Annotated in this window: 22 protein-coding genes; 10 read left to right on the forward strand and 12 right to left on the reverse strand. The window is 44.5% G+C overall.

Features of this window, described 5'->3' with window-relative positions:
• The first annotated feature begins 300 nt into the window (after nucleotides 1-300).
• Nucleotides 301-1,923: a response regulator gene (locus ACYTPF_RS03320; protein ID WP_461851201.1), complete on the forward strand. Its 1,623-nt coding sequence runs from the start codon at nucleotides 301-303 to the stop codon at nucleotides 1,921-1,923.
• A 38-nt stretch (nucleotides 1,924-1,961) separates the two neighbouring features.
• Here ACYTPF_RS03320 and ACYTPF_RS03325 read toward each other — a convergent pair whose 3' ends face one another.
• Together ACYTPF_RS03325 and moaA are read right to left on the reverse strand one after the other, a co-directional pair.
• Nucleotides 1,962-2,489 carry a GNAT family N-acetyltransferase gene (locus ACYTPF_RS03325; RefSeq protein WP_179982892.1) on the reverse strand — a complete coding sequence of 176 codons (528 nt, stop codon included), beginning with the start codon at nucleotides 2,487-2,489 and terminating at the stop codon, nucleotides 1,962-1,964.
• A 129-nt stretch (nucleotides 2,490-2,618) separates the two neighbouring features.
• Nucleotides 2,619-3,587 (reverse strand): GTP 3',8-cyclase MoaA, encoded by a 969-nt coding sequence (gene moaA / locus ACYTPF_RS03330; RefSeq protein WP_461851202.1) that lies wholly within the window; start codon nucleotides 3,585-3,587, stop codon nucleotides 2,619-2,621.
• Nucleotides 3,588-3,909: 322 nt separating this feature from the next.
• Between moaA and ACYTPF_RS03335 the strand changes: the two genes are divergently transcribed.
• The 3 genes from ACYTPF_RS03335 (at nucleotide 3,910) to ACYTPF_RS03345 (ending at nucleotide 6,370) form a co-directional block, all read left to right on the forward strand.
• Entirely contained in the window at nucleotides 3,910-5,727 is a 1,818-nt protein-coding gene (locus tag ACYTPF_RS03335; RefSeq protein ID WP_461851203.1) for an ABCB family ABC transporter ATP-binding protein/permease, read from the forward strand.
• Between the two features lie 3 nt (nucleotides 5,728-5,730).
• Nucleotides 5,731-5,946 (forward strand): DUF3820 family protein, encoded by a 216-nt coding sequence (locus ACYTPF_RS03340; protein WP_025254677.1) that lies wholly within the window; start codon nucleotides 5,731-5,733, stop codon nucleotides 5,944-5,946.
• Between the two features lie 106 nt (nucleotides 5,947-6,052).
• Nucleotides 6,053-6,370 carry a hypothetical protein gene (locus ACYTPF_RS03345; protein ID WP_179982888.1) on the forward strand — a complete coding sequence of 106 codons (318 nt, stop codon included), beginning with the start codon at nucleotides 6,053-6,055 and terminating at the stop codon, nucleotides 6,368-6,370.
• A 72-nt stretch (nucleotides 6,371-6,442) separates the two neighbouring features.
• Here the strand turns inward: ACYTPF_RS03345 and ACYTPF_RS03350 are convergent, their stop codons facing one another.
• The 4 genes from ACYTPF_RS03350 to ACYTPF_RS03365 all read right to left on the reverse strand — a co-directional run bounded on the left by ACYTPF_RS03350 (nucleotide 6,443) and on the right by ACYTPF_RS03365 (nucleotide 10,409).
• Complete coding sequence (locus ACYTPF_RS03350; protein ID WP_461851204.1) at nucleotides 6,443-7,786, reverse strand: class II 3-deoxy-7-phosphoheptulonate synthase; 1,344 nt, start codon at nucleotides 7,784-7,786, stop codon at nucleotides 6,443-6,445.
• Nucleotides 7,787-7,961: 175 nt separating this feature from the next.
• Nucleotides 7,962-8,861 (reverse strand): ATP-binding cassette domain-containing protein, encoded by a 900-nt coding sequence (locus ACYTPF_RS03355; protein ID WP_461851205.1) that lies wholly within the window; start codon nucleotides 8,859-8,861, stop codon nucleotides 7,962-7,964.
• Between the two features lie 4 nt (nucleotides 8,862-8,865).
• Nucleotides 8,866-9,840, reverse strand: a complete 975-nt coding sequence (locus tag ACYTPF_RS03360) for a FecCD family ABC transporter permease (protein WP_461851206.1) — start codon at nucleotides 9,838-9,840, stop codon at nucleotides 8,866-8,868.
• Between the two features lie 92 nt (nucleotides 9,841-9,932).
• Entirely contained in the window at nucleotides 9,933-10,409 is a 477-nt protein-coding gene (locus ACYTPF_RS03365; protein WP_461851207.1) for a low molecular weight protein-tyrosine-phosphatase, read from the reverse strand.
• A gap of 93 nt (nucleotides 10,410-10,502) precedes the next feature.
• On the opposite strand from ACYTPF_RS03365, the gene pepE reads away from it, so the two are divergent.
• Complete coding sequence (gene pepE / locus ACYTPF_RS03370; RefSeq protein WP_179982883.1) at nucleotides 10,503-11,225, forward strand: dipeptidase PepE; 723 nt, start codon at nucleotides 10,503-10,505, stop codon at nucleotides 11,223-11,225.
• Here the strand turns inward: pepE and bioD are convergent.
• From bioD to bioB, 4 genes are read right to left on the reverse strand one after another with little or no spacing between them, the layout of a single operon-like run.
• Nucleotides 11,196-11,957, reverse strand: a complete 762-nt coding sequence (gene bioD, locus ACYTPF_RS03375; protein WP_461851208.1) for a dethiobiotin synthase — start codon at nucleotides 11,955-11,957, stop codon at nucleotides 11,196-11,198. The genes pepE and bioD overlap by 30 nt on opposite strands.
• Nucleotides 11,954-12,907, reverse strand: coding sequence for a methyltransferase domain-containing protein (locus tag ACYTPF_RS03380; RefSeq protein WP_461851209.1), 954 nt, complete (start codon nucleotides 12,905-12,907; stop codon nucleotides 11,954-11,956). Before ACYTPF_RS03380 ends, bioD begins: the two co-directional genes overlap by 4 nt.
• A gap of 56 nt (nucleotides 12,908-12,963) precedes the next feature.
• Complete coding sequence (locus ACYTPF_RS03385) at nucleotides 12,964-14,337, reverse strand: aminotransferase class I/II-fold pyridoxal phosphate-dependent enzyme (protein WP_461851210.1); 1,374 nt, start codon at nucleotides 14,335-14,337, stop codon at nucleotides 12,964-12,966.
• Complete coding sequence (gene bioB / locus ACYTPF_RS03390; protein WP_461851211.1) at nucleotides 14,337-15,458, reverse strand: biotin synthase BioB; 1,122 nt, start codon at nucleotides 15,456-15,458, stop codon at nucleotides 14,337-14,339. The genes ACYTPF_RS03385 and bioB overlap by 1 nt, the downstream gene beginning before the upstream one ends.
• A 98-nt stretch (nucleotides 15,459-15,556) precedes the next feature.
• Between bioB and bioA the strand changes: the two genes are divergently transcribed.
• From bioA to ACYTPF_RS03410, 4 genes are all read left to right on the forward strand, one after another.
• Entirely contained in the window at nucleotides 15,557-16,822 is a 1,266-nt protein-coding gene (gene bioA / locus ACYTPF_RS03395; RefSeq protein WP_269916172.1) for an adenosylmethionine--8-amino-7-oxononanoate transaminase, read from the forward strand.
• Between the two features lie 163 nt (nucleotides 16,823-16,985).
• On the forward strand, nucleotides 16,986-17,507 hold the full coding sequence (locus ACYTPF_RS03400) for a DUF2937 family protein (protein ID WP_179982877.1): 522 nt from the start codon (nucleotides 16,986-16,988) through the stop codon (nucleotides 17,505-17,507).
• Between the two features lie 51 nt (nucleotides 17,508-17,558).
• Nucleotides 17,559-17,762 carry a hypothetical protein gene (locus tag ACYTPF_RS03405; protein ID WP_461851212.1) on the forward strand — a complete coding sequence of 68 codons (204 nt, stop codon included), beginning with the start codon at nucleotides 17,559-17,561 and terminating at the stop codon, nucleotides 17,760-17,762.
• 328 nt (nucleotides 17,763-18,090) lie between these two features.
• A complete protein-coding gene (locus ACYTPF_RS03410; RefSeq protein ID WP_179982876.1) occupies nucleotides 18,091-18,372 on the forward strand; it encodes a hypothetical protein in 282 nt (93 codons plus the stop codon).
• A 45-nt stretch (nucleotides 18,373-18,417) separates the two neighbouring features.
• Here the strand turns inward: ACYTPF_RS03410 and ACYTPF_RS03415 are convergent, their stop codons facing one another.
• Together ACYTPF_RS03415 and ACYTPF_RS03420 are read right to left on the reverse strand one after the other, a co-directional pair.
• Complete coding sequence (locus tag ACYTPF_RS03415; protein ID WP_461851213.1) at nucleotides 18,418-19,692, reverse strand: GNAT family N-acetyltransferase/peptidase C39 family protein; 1,275 nt, start codon at nucleotides 19,690-19,692, stop codon at nucleotides 18,418-18,420.
• Nucleotides 19,689-21,176, reverse strand: coding sequence for a RimK family protein (locus tag ACYTPF_RS03420; protein WP_461851214.1), 1,488 nt, complete (start codon nucleotides 21,174-21,176; stop codon nucleotides 19,689-19,691). The genes ACYTPF_RS03415 and ACYTPF_RS03420 overlap by 4 nt, the downstream gene beginning before the upstream one ends.
• A 251-nt stretch (nucleotides 21,177-21,427) precedes the next feature.
• Between ACYTPF_RS03420 and ACYTPF_RS03425 the strand changes: the two genes are divergently transcribed.
• Complete coding sequence (locus ACYTPF_RS03425; RefSeq protein ID WP_179982873.1) at nucleotides 21,428-22,396, forward strand: calcium/sodium antiporter; 969 nt, start codon at nucleotides 21,428-21,430, stop codon at nucleotides 22,394-22,396.
• Nucleotides 22,397-22,486 lie beyond the last annotated feature (90 nt).

Below are 22,486 nucleotides of genomic sequence, written 5' to 3' on the forward strand. Positions count from 1 at the left end.
GTTTATCTTCACCTAGATATTGCAAAAGCAATATACATTCTAAACAAAATCAGTCACTTCTAAAAAACACTACGTCAGCAATGCTGTCACTTAGCTCTGCCAAATATTGCACCTCTAAAGCCAAAGATTGCCCCAAAAAATCATAACAATCATTTAACCACCCTATTCACCACAAGATTTCTACTGCCTATATTCACTACGAATCACCTCAACTATGCGATAGTCTCACTGACGAGCTATACTTTAAAAATAATTATCGTGGTATGGTGAAACCCATAACGTCCTAAAGGCTACCCTTTAATGAAGCTACACTTAGCTAGAAATACTAAGTTGTTAATTGCCGAAGATCAGGTGCTGGCAAAAAGCCACATGCACTATGCCCTTGAGCAGCTAGGTTTCCGCAATATGGACTATGTTGATAGGCCCTCTCATGCACTGTCAGCACTACAAGAACACACTTATGACGCCATCATTTGTTCCTATAACTTACGTTCCGAACAAGGCGGTTACTTTTTACTTGAGCAACTCAACGAGTCTCACTCACTGCCCCTCACCAGCGCATTTATTTTCACTAGTGCAGACACATCAGCAGAAGTCGTCCACGCAATTATCGAATTGCAACCAGATGAATTTATTGCTAAGCCATTTTCTGTGAACGAATTAGACCGTCGGCTTTCTCGCGTTCTAGCAAGGAAAAAGGCCCTTGAAAATGTTTATTCATTTATGGATAAACAGGATTATGAAAAGGCGCTAGCCGAAGTCGAGCATTTCTTGTTACAACCCGAGCATGCCGAGCACTTTCCTCTAGCAATGAAGATTAAAGGCGATCTGTTTATGATCACAGAGAGATTCCAGGAAGCTTTGGCCTTCTTTGAGTCAATAATAAACATCCAAGATTTTAGCTGGGCTCAAATGGGAATTGCGAAAAGCCTTCTGGCACTCAATGAGCTTGATGATGCAGAAAGAGAAATCATTCAACTGGCGATGCGCCCTGATTCTGCATTAGAAGCATACGACTTACTCGCCAAACTACAAATCAAACAGTCAGCGTTTGACGACGCACTTGAGTGTACAGCGCTAGCATGCAACATTTCTCCTCAGAATATTCCTCGGCATCAAATGGCGATAAACCTTGCTCGCATCACACACGATTACGAAAGCCAGTTTAACAGTGCGAAAAAAGTTGTACGCTACGCAAAAAACTCTATCTACGATAAACCAGATATTTATCTAACTGCAGCAAGAGCTGGTGTTGATTTTGCGATGACGTCGGAGCCGGAACACGTAAACAGCATTGTTAAACAAACCAATGAATATTTACGTCAGTTAAAAAAAGCTCACCCAAAAGCAGCGGTCAATGATGAACTGACAGTGATCGATGCCCGTCTTCACTACTTAAAGGATGACACTGTAAAAGCCCAGACACTGCTGTCGGACTTTCACACAGACCACGCTCAACATCACTCTACTGAAGCATTACTCGATAGAGCCAAAGCGCTGCATGAGGTTGGACTTAAAAAAGAGTCGATTGCAATTTTAGATGCGATTTCATCAAGACAGGAAGAAAGCGCTGATGAATTAAACCTAATGGCGACGTATTTAAAGCAGGAAAAAGAAGAAAAAGAAGCGATTACATTGAGCCCTAAAACACTCAATAACACGGCTGTCGCCCAGTATAAGCGAGGTAATTTGGAGCAATCATATACCACCTTCGCTCAGGCATTTCGCGTTATGCCTAAAAACCCCTCAATTGCACTGAACTATCTTCAAGCCATTATTAGAGCGAGAAAAGCAAACGCGCCTATGCTTCCTGACACAGTAGCTGCAATTAACAAATGCAGAGAGACTCTTGAAACAACAGCCCTATCTGAAGACCAACACGCACGCTACCAGAGCGTGAAGAACATATTGAAGAACAAGTAATTTCACCAATTCGCTCTTTGGTTTAATAAGGCACTAGACTAGTTTGAATATACTACCACTGTTTCGTGATACAGTTTGTCTTTGTATTCAAGCTCATGACTGAATGTCATGCCTAGCTTTTTCATAATATTGATAGACGCACTGTTTTCAGGGTTAGCAATTGCCGAAAACTTTTCTACACCAATATCATACAAGGCTTCTTTCACAGCTTGTGCAGCCTCAGTGGCGTACCCCTTGCCCCACGTGTGACGTTTAAAGCGCCAGCCTAATTCCATATTGTCACTTTCAGGATGTTGGGTAAAAAAGCCAAACGGACGAACCAAAATCCACCCTATGCTTTCTTTTTCAGCCAGCGTCTCTACGCGCCAAAGCCCCCACCCCAAAGCAGGGTTGGAATAAGCTTGGAAGCGAGGAACGAAAATATCGCGAACATCTTCTTTGGAGGATTTTTTACCACCGTTGATATACTTCATGACAAGCTCGTCTTGGTCGAGCTCCCATAAAAAGTCGGCGTCTTTATCGGTGATATAGTGGTAGGAGAGACGCGCACTGTCCTTGATATGCATATACTTCCTTTATCATTATTATTTTTAATATACTTACACCGCTGAATATAGCTTATTTTTACAACAAACCAAACTTATTCGATGCTTTTTATTCTGGCCTACATTTTCCCTTAACGTAGGAATAGTTTTCTAGCCTCCTAGCATAGCCAGGTGTTTTGTGGCCCCTGTTTTTCCTTCATGTAAATAATGAGTTTCGTGCTTTTGTCCTAGTACATCTTGTAGAAAAGCTACCACTTCATCTACATTACCATTTGCAAGTAGATGCCTCATATCTATACCGTTTTCACTGAACAAGCACAGGTGTAACTTGCCTGGCGCAGAGACACGAAGACGGTTACACGTTTTACAAAAGTCCTTGCTGTACGGCATAATTAAACCAATCTTGCCCGCATAATCCGGGTGATAGAACTCTTGCGCTGGCCCTGCATCTTTCCTACGCAATAAGGGCTGCCACCCCATATCTAACAGGGTAGTTTTTAATGGTGAACCGCTTTGATGTTGTTTATTGAAAAATTGGTTTAAATCGCCTGTTTCCATTAACTCGATAAAACGGAGCGTCACCGGCATATCTTTAAGCCAAACAAGGAATCGATGTAGACGGCTATCGGAAAAATCATTGAGTAAAACAGAGTTAACTTTTACATCAAGGTCAGCATCAATGGCTGCATCCAACCCTCGTAGTACAGCCTTAAGCTTGTCTTGCCCTGTTATAGCGGCGAATTGCCGGGGGTCTAAACTGTCGATACTGACGTTTACCTGATCTAAACCTGCATCTTTCCACTGGTGGGCAAATTTTTCCATTCGCGCACCGTGTGTCGTCATCGCAACACGCTCTATACCCGGTGTATTACTGGTTAGTTGTAAGATATCAATGAAGTCTCTTCGCAGCGTTGGCTCACCACCTGTTAGGCGCACTTTTGAAGTACCTAGCTGAGCAAACGCTTTTAGTAAGGTATCAATTTCGCTTAATGTCATAAATTGATCGCTCGTTGGGCCTTCATACCCATCTGGCAAACAGTACTGACAGCGAAAGTTGCACGCTTCGGTCACTGACAAACGCAAATAGTGAAACTGTCTACCGAAACTATCTTCTAACAAACCAACTCCTTAATCCTTTGCTACTTTATGAATCGCTACTGAGATTTTTTACGTTGCAAAACCCAGCAAATCATTGAGTAAATAACAAGGTCACTAAATTAAACTACCCTAGTGTACGCGGGGTAAAATTAAAATTAAACACATTCGTTGCTATAAATAAGACCATTTTAATCTCTAGCCTATTTCAAAACGTATTACAAAAGGCGAGAATAATTATATATGGGCAAGCTTGTTCAATTCCTAATAAAGGGTTTACACCAAATTATTTTCTAAATCTTCCCGCTCTTAGTACAGTAAACCAAACAATAAAGCACACTATAAAATGAGAAAAAACCGTTTTCCTACGAATGCCGATGAACCTGTTAAATGGCACGTTCTATCACAGCTTTGGCCTTATCTTCTTGAGTTTAAGCAACGCGTATTTTTAGCCCTAATGTGCTTAGTTGCAGCGAAGCTTGCCAGTATTGGCCTGCCCTACGTGCTGAAGTACACCGTTGACAGCTTAAATGGAGATTTAACCACGCTAGCTTTGGCGGTTCCTATTAGCTTAATCGTTGCCTATGGAACGCTGCGCTTATTGAATGTCTTACTCGGCGAAGTGCGAGATACGCTATTTGGTCGCGTTACTGAGCGCGCCATGCGCCGTCTAGGGCTTAAGGTTTTCAAGCACCTACACAATCTAGACTTAGGCTTTCATCTGAATCGACGTACAGGCGGATTGTCGCGAGATATCGAGCGTGGCACCAACGGCGTCAGCTTTTTAATGCGCTTTATGGTGTTTAATATTGTCCCTACTCTGTTAGAGATCGCCTTAGTAGTTGGCTTGCTCTTATTTCAGTTCGGCGTATCTTTCGCGCTGATAATTGTGCTCAGCGTTGTGGCCTATATTGGTTTTTCGATGAAGGCTACCGACTGGCGCACCCGTTTTGTCACACAAATGAATGAAGCAGACTCAACCACTAACTCAAGGGCGGTAGACAGCCTGCTTAATTTTGAAACTGTAAAATATTTCAATAACGAATCCTTTGAAGCCAACCGGTACGATACCGACTTGGCCGCTTGGGAAAAGGCGCGACGTAAGAACCGCTTATCGCTATTTGCACTAAACGGTGGACAAGCCGCTATTATCGCCGTCGCCATGACTTCAATGATGGCTAACGCTGCCTTTGGGGTTATGAATGGCGAAATGACCATTGGCGACTTTGTACTTATCAACGCCTTCACTATGCAGATTTTCATGCCCTTGAACTTTTTGGGTTTTGTGTACCGTGAAATTCGTGGCAGCCTTGCCAATATCGATAAGTTATTCGACCTTCTATCCCAAACTCCAGCTATCAAAGATGCAGACAACGCCACCGACTTAACCTGCGCCAACCCAGCACTACGCTTTGATAATGTGCATTTCGCCTATAACGAAAATAGAAAAATATTAAACGGGTTGAGCTTAGACGTCCCACCTGGCGCCAAAGTAGCCGTAGTCGGTGAAAGCGGCGCGGGAAAATCTACGCTAATGAAGTTGCTTTTCCGTTTTTACGACCCTCAACAAGGCAGCATTACCATAGACGGAAATAATATTGCCTCGCTTACGCAACAAAGTCTACGCTCACATATCGGTATCGTCCCCCAGGACACGGTACTGTTTAACACCACATTGCTAGAAAATATTCGCTACGGTAACCCCGATGCCAGCGATGAAGATATTAAACAAGTGATTAAGCTTGCAAACCTTGAAACCTTTGTAGAAAGCTTGCCTGAAAAATTAGGAACAACCGTAGGTGAGCGAGGACTAAAGCTTTCTGGCGGTGAAAAACAGCGCGTATCTATCGCACGAGCGTTACTTAAAGGTGCGCCCATTATGATTTTCGACGAGGCCACCAGCTCATTAGATAGCACATCAGAAAGGGCAATTTTGTCAGCCCTTCGCGATGCAGCCAAGGGGCATACTAGCTTGGTCATAGCCCATAGACTGTCCACTATTGTCGATGCTGACAAGATCCTCGTACTAAAAAACGGTACCATAGTAGAGGAAGGGACACACACTCATTTGCTTGAACAAGGGGGTGAATACGCAACCTTGTGGCAAACCCAACAGCGTGAAGATGACGAAACTAGTTCAGATAAAGATGTAGAAGGTAGTTAATAGATGGACCCGACGCTTATAAAAGCCGCCATTAATCAAGTAATGCCGTTCGGAAAATATGCGGGGAGACGCCTCTTCCATTTACCTGAGCCTTACCTAGTTTGGTTTCACAAACAAGGCTTTCCCGAAAACAAGTTAGGTGAACAGCTCGCTTTAATGTATGAAATAAAGTTAAACGGCTTAGAATCTGTAGTAGAGCCCCTGCTAGATGATGACTAGCAACTGCTTTATGACGAACATTGCCTTATTTCCGTAGTTTTTATTCTGGTTGCCGTATTTTTACCTACTCCCCCATGTTAGGCACACCAAAACAGCAAGAAGATTTATGTTTGCAAGACCCAGAAAACAACGTCGAAGTGACGTAAACGAGCGCATCAAAAAGATTCACAACGCGATAGCTGACAAGTTGCTATCTTATCCAGAACTTTTTGAACAAGCTGAACACACTTTAGAAACCCGATATCAAAACAAAATGATGCGTTATGGTAGCTACCTGCTATGGAAGGGCATTATAGAAGCCCGCCATGAACCCGATGTATTTAAAGCTTTATTGTTGGCCGATGACGAGCGAACAGCCAATTTGAGAAGAGAAACTATCTTCACCGGAATTTTAAGTGAAGAAGAAAGAGAACAACTGCTATGAAAAAAACGGGCAGCGCTTGTTTCGCTGCCCGTTTGTAAGTCTTATTGCGATTCACGCATTACGCATTACGCATTACGCATTACGCAAATGATCAGCTACCAAGAATGCCATCTCAAGCACTTGGTCCGCATTCAGGCGCGGATCACATTGTGTTTTATATGCCTGGGCTAAATCATCATCGCTAATTTGATAAGCACCACCAGTACATTCCGTTACGTGCTGACCGGTCATTTCAAGGTGAATACCACCGGCATGAGTTCCTTCTGCTTCATGCGCTTGGAAGAACTGTTTAATTTCTTTCAAAATTGCATCGAAGTTACGGGTTTTGTAGCCGCTTGACGCTGAGAACGTGTTGCCGTGCATTGGGTCCGAACTCCACACAACATGTCTGCCTTCCGCTTTTACTTTACGCAGTAGTCGTGGCAGGTTGTCGGCTAAGTTATCAGCTCCCATGCGAGTAATAAGCGTTAAACGCCCAGGGTCATTTAGCGGATTAAGCGCATCAATTAGACGAATAAGCTCGTCTTCCTGCATGCTTGGCCCAACTTTCACACCAATTGGATTGTGAATACCACGGAAAAACTCAACGTGAGCATGATCAAGTTGACGGGTACGCTCACCAATCCACACCATATGCGCAGAACAGTCGTAAGGCTTGCCGGTTAGCGTATCAATGCGCGTAAGCGCCTGTTCGTAGTTTAATAGCAAAGCTTCGTGCGACGTAAACAGCGAGGTTTCATGTAGCGTTGAGCTAGTTTGTGCGTTAATGCCAATTACATCCATAAACTCAAGCGTATCTTGAATACGGTTAGCCATATCCGAATAACGTTCTTTAAGCGGGTTGTTTTCAACAAACGCCATGTTCCACCGGTTCACTTCGTGAAGGTCGGCCAAACCTCCCTGGGCAAATGCGCGAAGAAGGTTCAAGGTTGAAGCACTGCGATGGTACGCTTCTAATAAGCGATCAGGGTCTGGTCGACGGGCCGCTTCAGTAAACTCAAAGTTATTGATGATATCGCCACGATAGCTTGGCAAGGTCACGTCACCACGGGTTTCAAAGTCTGATGAACGCGGCTTAGCATACTGGCCTGCCATGCGTGCAACCTTGGTTACCGGGCAGCGCCCAGCAAAGGTAAGCACAATCGCCATTTGCAGAATAACTTTAAAGGTATCGCGAATTTTAGGCGCATTAAACTCGTCAAACGACTCAGCGCAGTCACCGCCTTGCAAAAGAAAGCCTTTACCCAAGCTCACTTCACCTAGCTGACGTCTAAGTTCACGGGCTTCGGCAGCGAATACAAGCGGAGGATAAGAACTTAGTGTTTGCTCTACTTCATTTAAACGTACTTTGTCATCGTACTGTGGTTGCTGAAGAATAGGTTTATTTCTCCAACTGTCTACTTGCCAATTACTCAACGGTGTTCTCCTGAATAAAAAACGTAGGGCAAACGTTTTACTGAAAATAGTTATTGAAACTTATTGCTTCGAATAATAAGACTGTAGCGCGCTTCACAGTATGCCTGTAACGCATTTTTATAATCAGCCTAATATGAAATTATGAATCTAAAAATGTGGTGGCACTTTACCACATTTATCCTAAGGAAATAGGTGCGCAAACTTGAATTTCTAGAAAGTTATCGTGCTTGCTTATAGCAAAATGGCATTCAAACACCTTCTCAAGGTTTACTTGCGTCGCTACGTCTTGTGGCTCTCCCTGCGCTACCATACTACCTTTGTGCATTAACCATAGACTATCGCAGTAGTTTGCGCTAAGTGCGATATCATGAGACGTCATGAGTATTGTATTTCCTTTACTACAAAGGAATTTTACTAAGCTGGCCAGCGCATACTGATGCCTAATATCAAGCCCTTGTAGTGGCTCATCTAAAAACGCTAAACCCTCTCCCCGCTCTAACTGGGGCCATATTTGTAAAAGTGCTCGACAAATTTCTACACGCTGACGTTCGCCGCCAGAAAGCTGGGTAAGGATTTTGTTTGAAAAGCCTGACACTTCAAGGGCCTTTTCTAAAACCGGGGGGATAAGCGAAGACTGGTTTTCTGCTGTATAAAAACTTAAGTATTCCTTAACTGAAAGGTGAAACCCACTTTCACTCTGCTGAGCTAACAAAGTACGTACGCTAGCAAGCGTGGCAAGTGACCAACTACCCATTGGCTTGCCATGCAGCATTACTTTACCGTCATCAGCTTCAATCAGCCCTGCAAGGGTAAGTAGCAGCGTCGACTTCCCTGCCCCGTTTGGCCCTATGATATGAATACATTCGCCCTTTTTCGCGCTTAATCCTTCCACCCTCAGCCGTGACCCAATGCTTACGTTTTGTAGGCTTAAAATCATTGAAGCATCCGAAGCACTTTCGCTACTATTGATGCAAGGCGTTTTGTTGTAACTAACCGCATGACATCCATTTGTACTTGAATCTACTTCACTATAAGGATCAGGTTGCTTTAGCGTAAAAGGATTCGGTGTCGTCATTTCATCAGCCTTTAAGCTGGCCTTTTGCCAGCGCCCAAATAAGTAACGGGCCACCTAGCGTTGCTGTAACCATAGAGACAGGAAGTGTAATGGCGCGAGTCATTTCAGAGCTTAGCGCTACCAGCATTAAAAGACTTGCACCACTTAGCGCACTTAAGGGCAATAAATAGCGATTGTTATGCCCGATGATCAAACGCAAAATATGAGGAACGAGTAAGCCTACAAACGCAATAGACCCAGCCATCGACACCGCCGTACCCACCGCGATAGCGCAAACGATGAGGGCACGTTCAGTAAGTCTTTCCACATCCACACCGCTACTTTTTGCCGCAAGTTCGCCGGCATATAGCTTGTTCAAATCACCTGCGAAAAAAAGCTGTAAACCTACAGCTATAACTATCAGCGGGCCTCCTACCGATAAAATTAACCAATTAGTTTGATATAAGCTGCCCATTAGCCAAAAAGTGAGGTTGCGAAGGGCATTAGCGTCGCTGAACATATAAAGCCAGGCAATAACAGCCCCACTAAGCGTCGATATGGCAATACCAGCAAGAATTACAGCAGTGGAGGAGCCCAGCAATTTTCTAGCTAGACGGTAAATAACAAAAGTAGATAACAAGGCACCCACAAAGCACCCCAAAGGCAGTAAGTAATGCAGGTAGGCTGTAGCCCATTGCGGTGTTAACAGTAGCAATAGTGCGGCAACTAAACTCGCTCCGCTGGTTATGCCTATGATTCCTGGGTCGGCTAGCGGGTTTCGAAGTACCACCTGTAAGGTTGCGCCACTTACGGAAAGCGCCGCCCCTACTAAGCATGCGGTAAGTATAAGCGGTATTTGAAGCTGAACGATAATATGCTGCTTTAAGCCGTCAGCCGCGTTAGCAAACCCTGTCACGCCAATAACACCCACCACTCCAACGACTAACAAACAAAGTAGCGTTATTACAACCAGAGAAAGGGCTGTGCTTTTAGTTTCCATGGCTCTCAAAATCGCTTCTCAGTATGCGTTCTAAATTTGACTCGCAAGGCCGCTTCTCAGTTTTGGCTTGTGAATAAGGCTTCTGCTTCTGATTATAGTTGTTGGGTTTGCTTAATGTGCTCAATCAAACCGTCCGATGCTTCTTCAATTAAGTCTAACACCAACTCAAAGCCTCGCTTTCCTCCGTAGTATGGGTCAGGCACTTCTTTGTCTTCCACATTTGCGAAGTCCAGAAAGAGCTTAATTTTTTCCTGGTACTGGCTTGGCGACATGCCATGTAAATTTGCCAAGTTGCTATTATCCATAGCTAAAATATAGTCGAAGCGCTCAAAATCACTTTCATCAACACGGCGACATTTAAGCCCCTTAAAGCTGTAACCTCTGTCGACCCCAGCCGCCTGTGAACGCTTATCTGCTGGTTTCCCAATGTGGTAACCATGCGTCCCCGCAGAATCGATTTCAATATTTAACCCGGCTTTTTGAGCTTTGTGCTTGAACACGGCCTCTGCGGTTGGAGAGCGGCAAATATTACCCAAACACACGAACAACACCGATGTAGATTGTTTCATTCAAAATCCTATTTAAACGCAGTGACGGAGCGCGACTAAACTTTGTGCCCAGTTTCGCGTATGATACGCCGTCAGAAAAATTGTGGAGTTAGTATGACCGCACATGTACTTATGCTAAGTAGCTCTCGTCAAGGCGACGAGGCTTACCTAGAGCACGCTAGAGGACTTATTTTTGCACACTTAGGCGAAATTCGCGACCTCCTATTTGTTCCTTACGCAGCTGTAACCCAAACGTACGACAGTTATGTAGATGCTGTTGCTACTGCCCTGCCAGAATGTAATGTTACTGGGCTACATACAGTAGAAGACCCTGTGGCCGCCGTAAACAATGCGAAGAAAAATGGCCAAGCCATTGTGGTAGGTGGTGGAAACACCTTTCACCTGCTTTCAACACTTTATGCAAACGCGCTTATTGTACCAATAAAGCACGCCATCGCCGATTGCACGCCTTATATTGGATGGAGCGCGGGCTCGAATATCTGTGGCGAATCGATTAGAACCACTAATGACATGCCTATTATTGAGCCGCCTAGTTTTGATGCGCTAGATATCGTGCCGTTCCAGTTGAACCCGCACTACACCGATTATCAGCCTCCTGGCCATAATGGTGAAACCCGCGATCAGCGATTGGCCGAGTTTACTACGCTAAACCCAACCACGCCGGTAGTGGCTATCCGTGAAGGCACTGCGTTACGTCTTTGTAATAACCAACTTACTTTAGTCGGTGAAAAAGACGGATTCATCTTCTTAGGTGAAGAAAAAACGCTAATTAATTCAGGTGATGATTTAACTTATTTGCTTGATAGCGGCGAATAGCGCTTCTTCATCAGGCTCACGCTGGTAGGGAATTTCTGCCAGCAGTGGCTCGGGTAACATGGCTTTTAGAGAATGCAGGTTTTCCTGGTATCGCGTCATGTTACCTGTGATGTCGTTAGCCACCCACCCTTTAATGTTTAGCCCATCTGCGCGTATCGCTTCTGCGGTTAATAGCGCATGATTTAAGCAGCCTAGACGCATACCCACAACGAAAATCACCTCCATGTTGAGCGCTTTCACAACATCGGATAGATAATACGTAGGCGTATACTCATCGCCCACGATTAAGGGTAAGCGCCACCCGCCAGCGCCTTCCATCAACAAGAGATCTGGCTGATAAGCAAGCAGTTTATCAAGGCCTTGCGCAATTTTTTCAAAGCTTAACGCCACACCTTCTTCAAGTGCTGCAATATGTGGCGCAATGGGCGGTCTTAATGCGATAGGGTTTATTTGATGTAAAGGAAGTGTCTGTCCATTTTCTTCGCTTGCGCTTTTTAGCTCGGTATTATCTATAGCTTTAATGGCTTTGTTTTCGCGTATTTTAGAGCACGCTTTTTGAATATTTAGCGCATCATCGTTAACCCACTCACCGTTAACCTGCTCACAACCAGCTGCAATAGGTTTATAGCCGATGCTGGTAAGCGATGCTTTTTGCGCAGCTTTTAGTAATTGGCAGGTGACATAGGTTTTCCCGACCTCTGTGTCGGTACCGGTAATGAAATACTGCTTCATCGTTTTTCCAATCTAAAATGACTCACGCGGTAGGTAAGCGGTAACTTACTTTCTACACCACTTATATTGCTGTAAGCCATTGCTAATTTTTTAATATCTCGACGGGTAAGCGGAGGTTGCTTTCGGCCAGTCTCACCCGCTCCTACACCTTTCACCGAGTGCAGTAGCGACATAATATCTTGGTGAGTATCAACATAATCTTTGGTAATAACTCGTTGTAAGCGAAGCCCTGATTGCTTAAACCCACTCACCCACTGTGCGGTAGTCGGCAGGTGAGTTTCGGCTTGCGAAAGCTGCGCCACTTTACGTGCAGTTTTAAGCTCATCAAAAGAGCCCGACACCATAATAGCAAGCTCAGCGATACCTCCCTGTTTAAGCACTCGCGCTATCTCGCTAGCAACAAGGTTTGTGTCACTCGCCCACTGCAGCGCCATGGACGAAAACACCGTTGAAAACGTGTTTTCAGAGAATGGTAAATCAACGGCACTACCTTCTACGAAAATGGGGTCAGAGTACTTTTTTCGTGCCTGCGCCAACATACCCTCAGCAATGTCTACTCCAGTTGCAACAGCCCCTTTTTTAAGAATTTCCTGTGTGTGAATACCGGTTCCACAGCCTATATCGAGGGCATCGCCCTGCAAAGCCTTTGGTAAGTTTGCTAACCCCTGCTCGGCTATATTACGCTGAATACACGCAATACTGTCGTACTTTACTGCCGCTTTTGAGAAACGGTGTGCAATGCTCTGCTCGTTGATAGTTTGCGTACTAACCGCTTTGCTAGCTTTGCCGGTACCGTCAGCTGATTCGGCAACCGTGGAATTACAAAACTCTGCTACGAAAGCGTCTTCATTTTGAGGAAGCACTCTTGCCGTATCATTTAATGATTGACCTACAAAAGGTTCCAATGGCTCTCTCAATGTCGCTGATTTTTCAGCTGGGCTTGCCGACATCTTTACATCTCTTTCTAATTTACAGAATTTCGGGCGGTTACGGCATTCATCGTACTTTATGCTTCCCTTTTAGCAGAAGGCTCACTTCCAACGCCACACGATAGCTCGTTTAAACCATTGACTGACAATTCAAGCGCATCAATTAACACATCGATATCCTGAGTGGTATGATTTGCGGTTAAGGTTATACGCAGCCTGTCTTGGTTTTTCGGTACGGTTGGTTGCCGGATAGCGGTTGCCCAAATCCCCCGTTGTTTTAGACCTTCACTTAACGCAACGGCACGCTCTGGGCTGCCGACAATAACCGGCTGAATAGCGCTTTGCGAGGTTCCTAAGGTGATAGTTCCTAAGGTGATATGGTCTGAATTATCACTTTCCTTGTTCGCATCGAGTGTCTGTCCAAAACGTTTGTGGAACGACTCTCTGAAATAGGAAATATTGTTGGTAAGCAATTCGCGACGAGCGGTATCACTGGCAATATGGGTGAGTGAATATAAGGTTGCCACCGCTTGCGCTGGGGGCATGGCAGTTGAATACACATAGTGCTTAGAAAAATTCACTAGATAATCGATAAGGGTTTGGCTTCCGGCAATAAATGCGCCTGCTGTGCCTACCGCTTTCCCGAATGTTCCCATAACAACTGGAACCTGTTGCTGGCTTAAGCTAAGTGCTTCTACAGTACCAAAACCATTTTCGCCTAAAACTCCCATGCCATGTGCATCGTCTAACATAAACCATGCATTATATTTCGCGGCGATATCGGCCATATCTTTGCAAGGCGCAGCATCACCGTCCATGCTAAACACGCCTTCGCTGGCAATAAGAATATCTTGTTGGCTTGATTTAAAATTAGCGTCAGCACCAATTTCGCTATGCGCATCCGCAGCAAGCATTGGGGTATAGCAAACACCTGAAAGCACGCTTTCTAAGTGGTTAAGATCGTTATGCTTAAAGCGGCGAAGCTTCGCGCGCTCGGATACACACTGTGCACCTTCTAAAAACGATGCATGCATGAGCTTGTCAGCAATAATGTGCCCAAGCGCCCCGCTACTGCTAGCGTGAGACATATGAGGAAAAAGAGCCATACACAACGCTTGATTGGCGGCAAAGCCAGAGTTAAACAGCAGTGCTGATTCACGGTTTAAACCATCGGCAATATAAGCTTCAAGCGCTAAATGAGCCTGCGTATGCCCCGTGACCAAGGGCGATGCGCCGCTGCCCCCACCAAATTGCGCCAATCCTTCAACCCAACTTTGCAATACGCCTTCATGCTGTCGCATGCCTAGGTAGTCATTGCTCGAAAAATTAAGGTAGTGCTCACCATTAATGCAAATAATGCTGTCTTTTTCGTACTGCTGACAGTGACGCTGGCGCAGCAAGCCTTCTTGAGCACGCGCGCTCAATGAATCGCCTAACCAATTAAAGGCCATTACGCCTCCGTTAATTGCTGTTTCTTTGCCGCTACCTTAGGCTTGGTTGCATCAATAAACAAGTCGTTACTGTCGCCGGCCTGTTCTTGCTGTGCAATCTCCTCTTCTAATACCTGTTGATGCGCTTCATCAGAGTAATCTCGCGTACGCTCAGTATTGATTCCAAGCTTTTTAAACAGCATGACATCTTCGTGGGTATCAGGGTTAGAGGTAGTTAGCAGCTTGCAACCATAGAATATTGAATTGGCTCCCGCCATAAAGCATAGCGCCTGCATTTGCTCGTTCATGGCTTCGCGGCCTGCCGACAATCGTACGTGTGACTTAGGCATCATGATGCGGGCAACCGCAATGGTGCGAATAAACTCAAAATAGTCTAGGTCTTCTACACTATCTAGCGGCGTACCTTTAACTTTTACCAACATATTAATAGGCACACTTTGCGGCTGTTCGGGAAGGTTTGCTAGCTGCACCAGCATACTGGCGCGGTCGCTCACCGTTTCTCCCATGCCCACAATGCCACCTGAGCAAACATTCATACCCGCTGCCCGCACATTTTCCAACGTATTTAAGCGGTCTTGATAGGTACGAGTGGTAATAATATCGCCGTAGTATTCCGGTGAGGTGTCTAAGTTATGGTTATAATAATCTAAACCCGCTTGTTTAAGTGCAACTGCTTGGTCACGGGTTAGCATACCCAACGTCATACAGGTTTCCAGCCCTAAGCTTTTCACTTCTTCAACCATTTTTAATATGTAAGGCATGTCTCTGTCACGTGGATTTCGCCAAGCGGCCCCCATACAAAAACGGGTTGAGCCTACTTGCTTTGCCTCTTTCGCACGCTGGATAACTTTTTCAATTTCTAGCAGGCGCTCTTTCTCAAGGCCCGTATCATAGCGGGCACTTTGTGGGCAGTACTTACAGTCTTCAGGGCATGCACCGGTTTTAATCGACAAAAGCGTGCTAACCTGCACTTCATTCGGATTAAAATGCTGTCTATGCACTACTTGGGCATTAAACAGTAAATCGTTAAATGGCATGGCAAACAAAGCTTCGACTTCGGCTTTGGTCCAATCGTTTCGAATAGTTGTCGTTTGCGCAGAAGGCGCACTAGCCAGCGTCATTGACTGTCCTTTACTAATTATTATTGCTGGCTTAGTCTATGCCCCAATATCGAGTTGTCAACTCTGACCATTTTCAAACCTTTACCAACGGTTAATTTGTGAACAATATAGAATTTGATAAACAACACATTTGGCACCCCTATACCTCGGCGGTTAATCCCCTTCCATGCTATGAAGTAGTTGGTGCAAAAGGTGCCGAACTTACCTTGGCCACCGGTGAAGTGCTAGTAGACGGCATGTCTAGCTGGTGGGCAGCAATTCACGGCTACAACCACCCTGTACTCAACGATGCTGCGCACAAGCAAATTGACGCATTTTCTCACGTTATGTTTGGCGGTATTACCCACCAGCCGGCGGTGGATGTGTGTAAATCGTTACTTAACATGGTGCCGGCAGGTTTGGAGCGTGTATTTTTGGCAGACTCTGGCTCAGTATCTGTTGAAGTAGCGATAAAAATGGCGATTCAGTATTGGGCATGCCAAGGGCGCTCAGAGAAGTCGCGCATTGTCGCGCCGCGCAATGGTTATCATGGCGATACGTTCGCCGCTATGAGTGTGTGCGACCCAGTAAACGGCATGCACAGTTTGTTTGAAGGTGTATTAAGCAAGCAGATTTTCGCGCCCGCACCTCAAACTCGCTTTGGTCAAACGTTTAGCGAAGATGACATTCTTCCACTTGAAGAGATTTTTGAAAAGCATCACCACACCATGGCGGCGTTAATTCTAGAGCCTATCGTTCAAGGTGCAGGTGGCATGCGTATTTACCATCCTGAATACTTAAAACGTTGTCGCCAACTGTGTGACACCTATGATGTTCTTTTAATTTGCGATGAGATTGCTACTGGATTTGGCCGTACAGGTAAGCTCTTCGCTTGTGAACATGCCGGTATCTCGCCTGATATTTTGTGCTTGGGCAAGGCGATTACTGGCGGCTATATGACGTTAGCCGCTACTTTGTGTACCGAAGACGTGGCTTTAGGGGTTTGCCAAGGTGAGCCTGGTGTTTTTATGCACGGCCCAACTTATATGGGTAATCCGTTAGCTTGTGCTGTGGCAAACGCTAGCTTATCACTCATTAATGAGAACCATTGGCAGCAACAAGTTCCCGCCATTGAGAAACAATTACAAACCGAGTTGGCAAAATGTGCAGACTTACCCCGCGTTGCTGATGTTAGGGTGTTGGGCGCTATTGGGGTGGTTGAGACAGTAAACCCAGTCAATGTTGCCGAAATTCAGCGTCATTTCGTCGAAGAAGGCGTGTGGATAAGGCCCTTTGGTAAACTGGTATACATTATGCCTCCCTATATCATATCTTCTGAGCAATTAAGTAAGTTAACCCATGCGATTTATACAGCCTTGAAATAGCGTGAGAGGTTGTTACGCTTAGCACTTACTTTTTGTCATATGAGATGAATTAATGTCGAGAGCCCCTAGCGTTAAAAGGCTTCTATAAACGGATGTTAGAAGTCAACGATTAGGCGGGTCACTAATGAGTCGACAATACTGATTATTTTATAGCGAGTTTTTAATGGTAGTGCGTGTTCTTGATAAAGTGGTCTTTGCAGTTTTATTCATTATTACATTGCAGGTACCTATTTTAGCTGATCACTATCGCCAATATTTGAATGGCTACTACGATGCACTAAGAGATGAAGTATCCAGTTCTTCTGTACTCGCTAAACAACATGGATTTTCTTCTGTGGAAGCTATGCTCGACAGCTTACAGAAAAATAGCGAGCCGGTAGTGCGTGAGAATGCGTCTATGAAAGCAAGTCGCTTTGCCCAGATCACCACATTGGAGCAGGGTATGAGAAAACTTGAGCACGGCCACTATTTCGAAAAACTAGTGTTTATGGCCTCGCCTTCTCAATACAGCACGCTAAATCGAGTACTCGACAATTTTAGTCCATCCGTACCGCTAACCCCCTCCTCAATCGTCTTTAGCCTTATTACCGCTATTTTGCTTAATTTATTAATTTGGACACCGCATTTTTGCTATTGTCAGGTTAAGAAAATCAAGGACAAACCCAAACGCTATTCTTATAAATAGCGAGCCAATCAGAACTGTACTTTGGTAAAACGACCAAAGTCGAATAGGCGCATGGACAAACTTACTAAAGAAGCTTATTCAGTACTTTCTGAAAAAAACGGCTTTTCACAATTTTTCGATCGTGGTGCTAAGAAAACATTCGCTTTAGAAATAATGCGAATTATCGATAAGTTTTTGATAAATGGCGCCAGCCACACCACCAGCTTAAAACTAGAGCAGCTTCGGCAAAAACATTTTTCTTCGAAGTCCCGATAATTTTACGGGTAAACATTTCTTCTTAAATTCGGTTAAGAGAATAAATCCCTTGTTTTAGCTCTCTGTCGAAATCTATTTATTCAGCATTTTGAAATTATAAAGATGCTTTGCTCATGTCTTTTAAGAGCGCAGTTTAAGAGCTGAGACGGTATTTCCAAACTTACAAGCGCGCAGAAAAAGGATTCTCACCTTCTTATTGAACGTGGCATCAATAATGCAACTCTTTATTCAACAGTAAGATGCAAACAATTGGTTTATTTCTTCTAGCGAAAGGTAAAAAACCAAAAATCAGCGACTTACCTAAATAAATTGCAAAGGAGATACCATTATGCCTACAGATGCTCAATTATTGATCGGAAAAGTGTTGCAAATAAAAGACAAAATTATTGCTAAACGTCATTGCATCCCAAGCGATCTAGAAGCGGAATGGAACACGCTAAACAAACAAACTGCATGCTTTGAAAGTGAAGCGCTATATAAGAGTGCAGTAAAAGGCCAGGAAATGAATAAACACATTGATTATTCAGGTTCGGTGAAAGAGCTATCTCAGTTAGTAAAGCAGCTCAAAACATTGAATAAAAAGGTTAATGTTACACGAGTGCATCACTAAGGCCCCTGGCACTTTTTCATGCCTGAGGCCATAACAAGAATCGTGTTACTTTTTCTTTTTAAGGAGCACCAATGTTCTTACTTTACGCGTGCCATAGCTGGCAAGTCTTAGAAAGTCTTCGCGGGCAACCGGAATGTGTTGATATTCAACAGGCTGCCCGTCGCTCGCATCTGGATCGTGCAGATAGTAACAGTGAGGATCGCAGCTAGTTATTGCTACCCAATGGGGCACCTTTTTCTTATCAAATGCGTATGTACTGATTAGGCATAATACTGCTCCGCCAGCTTTAAGAGTTTGGTCAATAACATCCATAGGCCAGTCTGATATTGCAACTGATATGCCTTTCTTACGTGCCTCTGCCATAAACTGCGATTCAACATTTTCGACTATCGCTTTCTTGTCAGTATTTCTAACGCCATCAACAAAAAGCGGGACATCCTGATTAATGAGCACTTTCGCTGCATAACCTTCGTTTACCGCGGCGAGCGCTAATCCTACCGGGTGGCAACCGCCATGACCTGACATCATAAATATAGTGGTAGCAGTACGCCACAACGATAGTTCTTTCTCTTGGGTCATTTCATAGCGATTGTTCAATGCACACATTGCCATCATTAATGCTGACGGACCGCAGGTAAAATCAGTCGTCTGTTGGTACCACGGATAAACCTCTGGCTTAACTGACTTACTCGGCACCAATACTTTTTGCATACGTAATGCGTCAGTGTGATCGTCGTAGTAATCGGTATACATACCAAATTGACTAAACCCTAATTTTTTATACAGAGCAATGGCGCCAGCATTACCTACTGCCACTTCCAAGCGCATAAATCGCTTTCCCCGCAAAAGCGCCCGCTCCCCCAAGCTATGTATAAGCTTTTCAGCAACGCCAAGCCCTCGCGCTTCCGGAAGAACCGCAATAGAATACAGCCTAGTAAGTTGTGTCCCGCGTCGCAGCAGCAACAGTCCATAACCTACTATGCTATTTAAACCTTGATTATTTTGGTCAAGGTTTGAGCCTAAACTCGAGGGTGCACGTTCGGCCACAATAAGCTCTGCGTGCTGGGCATCAATGTAAAATTTGAAACGGCTTTTACTTAACCTGTCGGTGGTAAAACAGGTTTGCTCGATATGCTGAAGTAAAGCAAGATCTTGTAATGTCGCCACACGTAGCACTACATTCGACTGCGTTGAACACACACCGACATCTTTTGTAGGTTCACTCATCATCGCATTCTCTGAAAGATCAGGTGCGCTATTTACGCTTTTCGATGGACTTCCACTATTTACTTCAGTTACTCGCTCAGCCGATGTAATCATCGCCCTCTTTGCTCCAGCCTGTTAGCAAATTCCTGCATAATCAATTCGTACAGCTCTTTGCCTAAATATTTATCTTCGACTCCCGAGTCGATACTTGGGTTGTCGTTTACTTCAATAACATAAACAGCATTTCCGGTCTGCTTAATATCGACACCGTACAGACCATTACCCACGGCTTTCGCGGCCTTTATAGCGGCTTGTAGTACCGGCTTGGGAACTTCAAATGTGGGCATTGTAGTAAAACCGCCCGAAGAGAATCTATCTCCCTGATGGTTGTATATCTGCCAATGGTTGCGCACCATAAAATACTGGCAAGCGTAGATAGGTTTGCCACCTAAAACACCAATTCGCCAGTCGAATTCAGTGAATATATATTCCTGAACCAAAACAAGCGCCGATTCAGCCAGCATTTGTTCTAAATGCGTCTTTAGCGCATCTTTATTTTCAGCCTTGTGCACGCCGCGTGAAAACGAGCTCTCTGGCAGTTTTAAAACAAGCGGCAAACCAAAGTCAGCCATGAGTTTTTCGCATACTTCATCGGTAGCGCTCGATACAAACGTGGCTTTCGGCGCCGGTACTTTCTGATAAGCAAACGCGTCCTGCAGGTACACTTTGTTACAGCAGCGCAGAATTGACTGCGTATCGTCCATAACCACTATGCCTTCTCGCTCTGCGGCACGCGCTAAACGGTAAGTATGATGGTCAATCGCCGTGGTTTCACGAATGAACAATGCATCATAGTGCCCCAATTCTTCTTGCGACAGGCGACTCACCACATCTGCGCGAAAACCCACTTTTTCAGCTGCTTTCACAAAATTTTTAATGGCGCGTTCATCACTAGGCGGCGTGCTCTCTTCAGGGTTAACCAAAATGGCCATATCCCAACGCGTGCGCTTACTTGCTTTACCTGCTTTCCACTGTATTTTTGTGTGTACTTCAAGCTGCTGAATGAAGTGTTCTTGCTGCACTGCATCTAAATCTTTAAATGCTCTAGCCTGCAACGTGGCAAAGCCTTCAATTTGCGCTTTACCCTTCGTTTTGGGCAAAACACTTTTATCGGTAACCACAAGGCTTAACATCAATATCGGATACGGATATTTTTCGAACGCTTGGCGGGCCAAACGTTTAAAGCGCTGATCTTTCACTTCACCGAAAAGTACTAATATAGGTTCATTTTTAATTTCAGTGTTGTCTTGAGATACCTGTAAGGAAAAAGCGATGCGATCGACACTTTTCTCTTCGGCCATACGTAAATCATTAACGGTATTTACTGATGGCAATACCGAATGGTTACGCGCCTGAGCCAGCAGCGAACAGTAATAGCCCTCGCTCAAATATCGCGTGGTATCGCAAATATTGATAACCCGGGTTTTGGGTTCGTTTAACTTTGGGAACTCAGCAAGATATTCTTGAAAAGTAAGTACGGTTAATGAAGAGTTACGAAAAGGGGTAACATCATCAGTAACAATCAAGGTGTTGTGCATTAATGTCGCTTCTAAAAAAATGGTAAGACGGTTAACAACTAAACTGCGCTGTTCAAATAGCGTACACAGTTATTTAGGCGCGAAGTTTACGCCTAACTTTCATTTTGCATAGCACAATCTGCACGCCTTTTTTTCATCGAAATGACAATTAAAACTGATGTACAATTAAATCTATTGATACAGCTTTTGTTTATTAATTTTGCCTATAAATAGAAATGGGCGGAACGATACAAATGGTTTGAGGAGTAAGTATGTTACTAGCCAGTCTGGCTATTCTAATCGGTTTACCAGTACTGCTTTGGAGTGCAGGAAAATTTGTGGGTGGCGCCGCATCAGTCGCTAATCATTTTGGTGTTTCCCCCCTCTTAATAGGTATGCTTATTATTGGGTTTGGTACGTCGGCTCCTGAAATCATCGTCTCCATCTTCGCTGCGTATCAGGGCAACTCGGGCATTGCGTTGGGAAATGCCTACGGCTCGAATATCGCAAACATTTTGCTAATTTTAGGCTTAACCGCCGTCATTAGCCCTATTGCGGTCAGATCAGAAATTATCAAAAAAGAATTGCCCGTATTACTGGGTATCACTTTTTTTGCTGTGTGGCAGGTATGGGATTTAACGGTTTCCAAAGATGATGCGTTTTCTTTGCTAGGACTATTTGTACTGCTGATTTCATGGAGTATCTATCATGCAATGAAAGGCGATAAAGACGCCCTCGCAGAAGAATACGACGAAGAAATCAACAGCAACGAAGGCACCGTTAAAACCCATGTTATATGGCTGATTGCCGGTTTGTTACTACTTGTTGCAAGCTCTCGCATGCTTGTGTGGGGCGCAGTGGAATACGCAACCTTCTTTGGCGTAAGTGATACGATTATCGGGCTTACGGTGATAGCCATTGGTACATCACTACCCGAACTCGCCTCATCATTAATGGCAGTTAAAAAAGGCGAGCATGATTTAGCGATTGGTAATGTGATTGGCTCTAATATGTTTAATACCCTAACCGTTGTGGGTATTGCAGGGACGATACAACCTATGACAGTAGGGGCTGAGTTCTTATACCGTGACGCTATGGTTATGTTTGTCTCTACCGTGGCACTTTTCATTTTCTGTATCGGTATTAAACGTCAAGGTCGTCTTAATCGTCTAGAAGGTGGCGCATTTGTGCTTGCCTACATTGCTTATACCTACTGGTTAGTTCAGGCAGCATTTATATAAGCCGCGAGTTGTAGAACGTAAGTAAAAATAGTTAACTGACAACAAAAAGCTTGGCTGCTCTACTGACGTAAAGTGCCAAGCTTTTTTGAT

It is taken from the genome of Alteromonas sp. HB246098, from assembly GCF_054890645.1.

Coding starts and splice junctions, on each gene's coding strand:
- ACYTPF_RS03320 (WP_461851201.1), top strand. CDS start 301: ATGAAGCTACACTTAGCTAGAAATACTAAGTTGTTAATTGCCGAAGAT.
- ACYTPF_RS03325 (WP_179982892.1), bottom strand. CDS start 2,489: ATGCATATCAAGGACAGTGCGCGTCTCTCCTACCACTATATCACCGAT.
- ACYTPF_RS03335 (WP_461851203.1), top strand. CDS start 3,910: ATGAGAAAAAACCGTTTTCCTACGAATGCCGATGAACCTGTTAAATGG.
- ACYTPF_RS03340 (WP_025254677.1), top strand. CDS start 5,731: ATGGACCCGACGCTTATAAAAGCCGCCATTAATCAAGTAATGCCGTTC.
- ACYTPF_RS03345 (WP_179982888.1), top strand. CDS start 6,053: ATGTTTGCAAGACCCAGAAAACAACGTCGAAGTGACGTAAACGAGCGC.
- ACYTPF_RS03355 (WP_461851205.1), bottom strand. CDS start 8,861: ATGACGACACCGAATCCTTTTACGCTAAAGCAACCTGATCCTTATAGT.
- ACYTPF_RS03360 (WP_461851206.1), bottom strand. CDS start 9,840: ATGGAAACTAAAAGCACAGCCCTTTCTCTGGTTGTAATAACGCTACTT.
- ACYTPF_RS03365 (WP_461851207.1), bottom strand. CDS start 10,409: ATGAAACAATCTACATCGGTGTTGTTCGTGTGTTTGGGTAATATTTGC.
- pepE (WP_179982883.1), top strand. CDS start 10,503: ATGACCGCACATGTACTTATGCTAAGTAGCTCTCGTCAAGGCGACGAG.
- bioD (WP_461851208.1), bottom strand. CDS start 11,957: ATGAAGCAGTATTTCATTACCGGTACCGACACAGAGGTCGGGAAAACC.
- ACYTPF_RS03380 (WP_461851209.1), bottom strand. CDS start 12,907: ATGTCGGCAAGCCCAGCTGAAAAATCAGCGACATTGAGAGAGCCATTG.
- ACYTPF_RS03385 (WP_461851210.1), bottom strand. CDS start 14,337: ATGGCCTTTAATTGGTTAGGCGATTCATTGAGCGCGCGTGCTCAAGAA.
- bioB (WP_461851211.1), bottom strand. CDS start 15,458: ATGACGCTGGCTAGTGCGCCTTCTGCGCAAACGACAACTATTCGAAAC.
- ACYTPF_RS03400 (WP_179982877.1), top strand. CDS start 16,986: ATGGTAGTGCGTGTTCTTGATAAAGTGGTCTTTGCAGTTTTATTCATT.
- ACYTPF_RS03405 (WP_461851212.1), top strand. CDS start 17,559: ATGGACAAACTTACTAAAGAAGCTTATTCAGTACTTTCTGAAAAAAAC.
- ACYTPF_RS03410 (WP_179982876.1), top strand. CDS start 18,091: ATGCCTACAGATGCTCAATTATTGATCGGAAAAGTGTTGCAAATAAAA.
- ACYTPF_RS03415 (WP_461851213.1), bottom strand. CDS start 19,692: ATGATTACATCGGCTGAGCGAGTAACTGAAGTAAATAGTGGAAGTCCA.
- ACYTPF_RS03420 (WP_461851214.1), bottom strand. CDS start 21,176: ATGCACAACACCTTGATTGTTACTGATGATGTTACCCCTTTTCGTAAC.
- ACYTPF_RS03425 (WP_179982873.1), top strand. CDS start 21,428: ATGTTACTAGCCAGTCTGGCTATTCTAATCGGTTTACCAGTACTGCTT.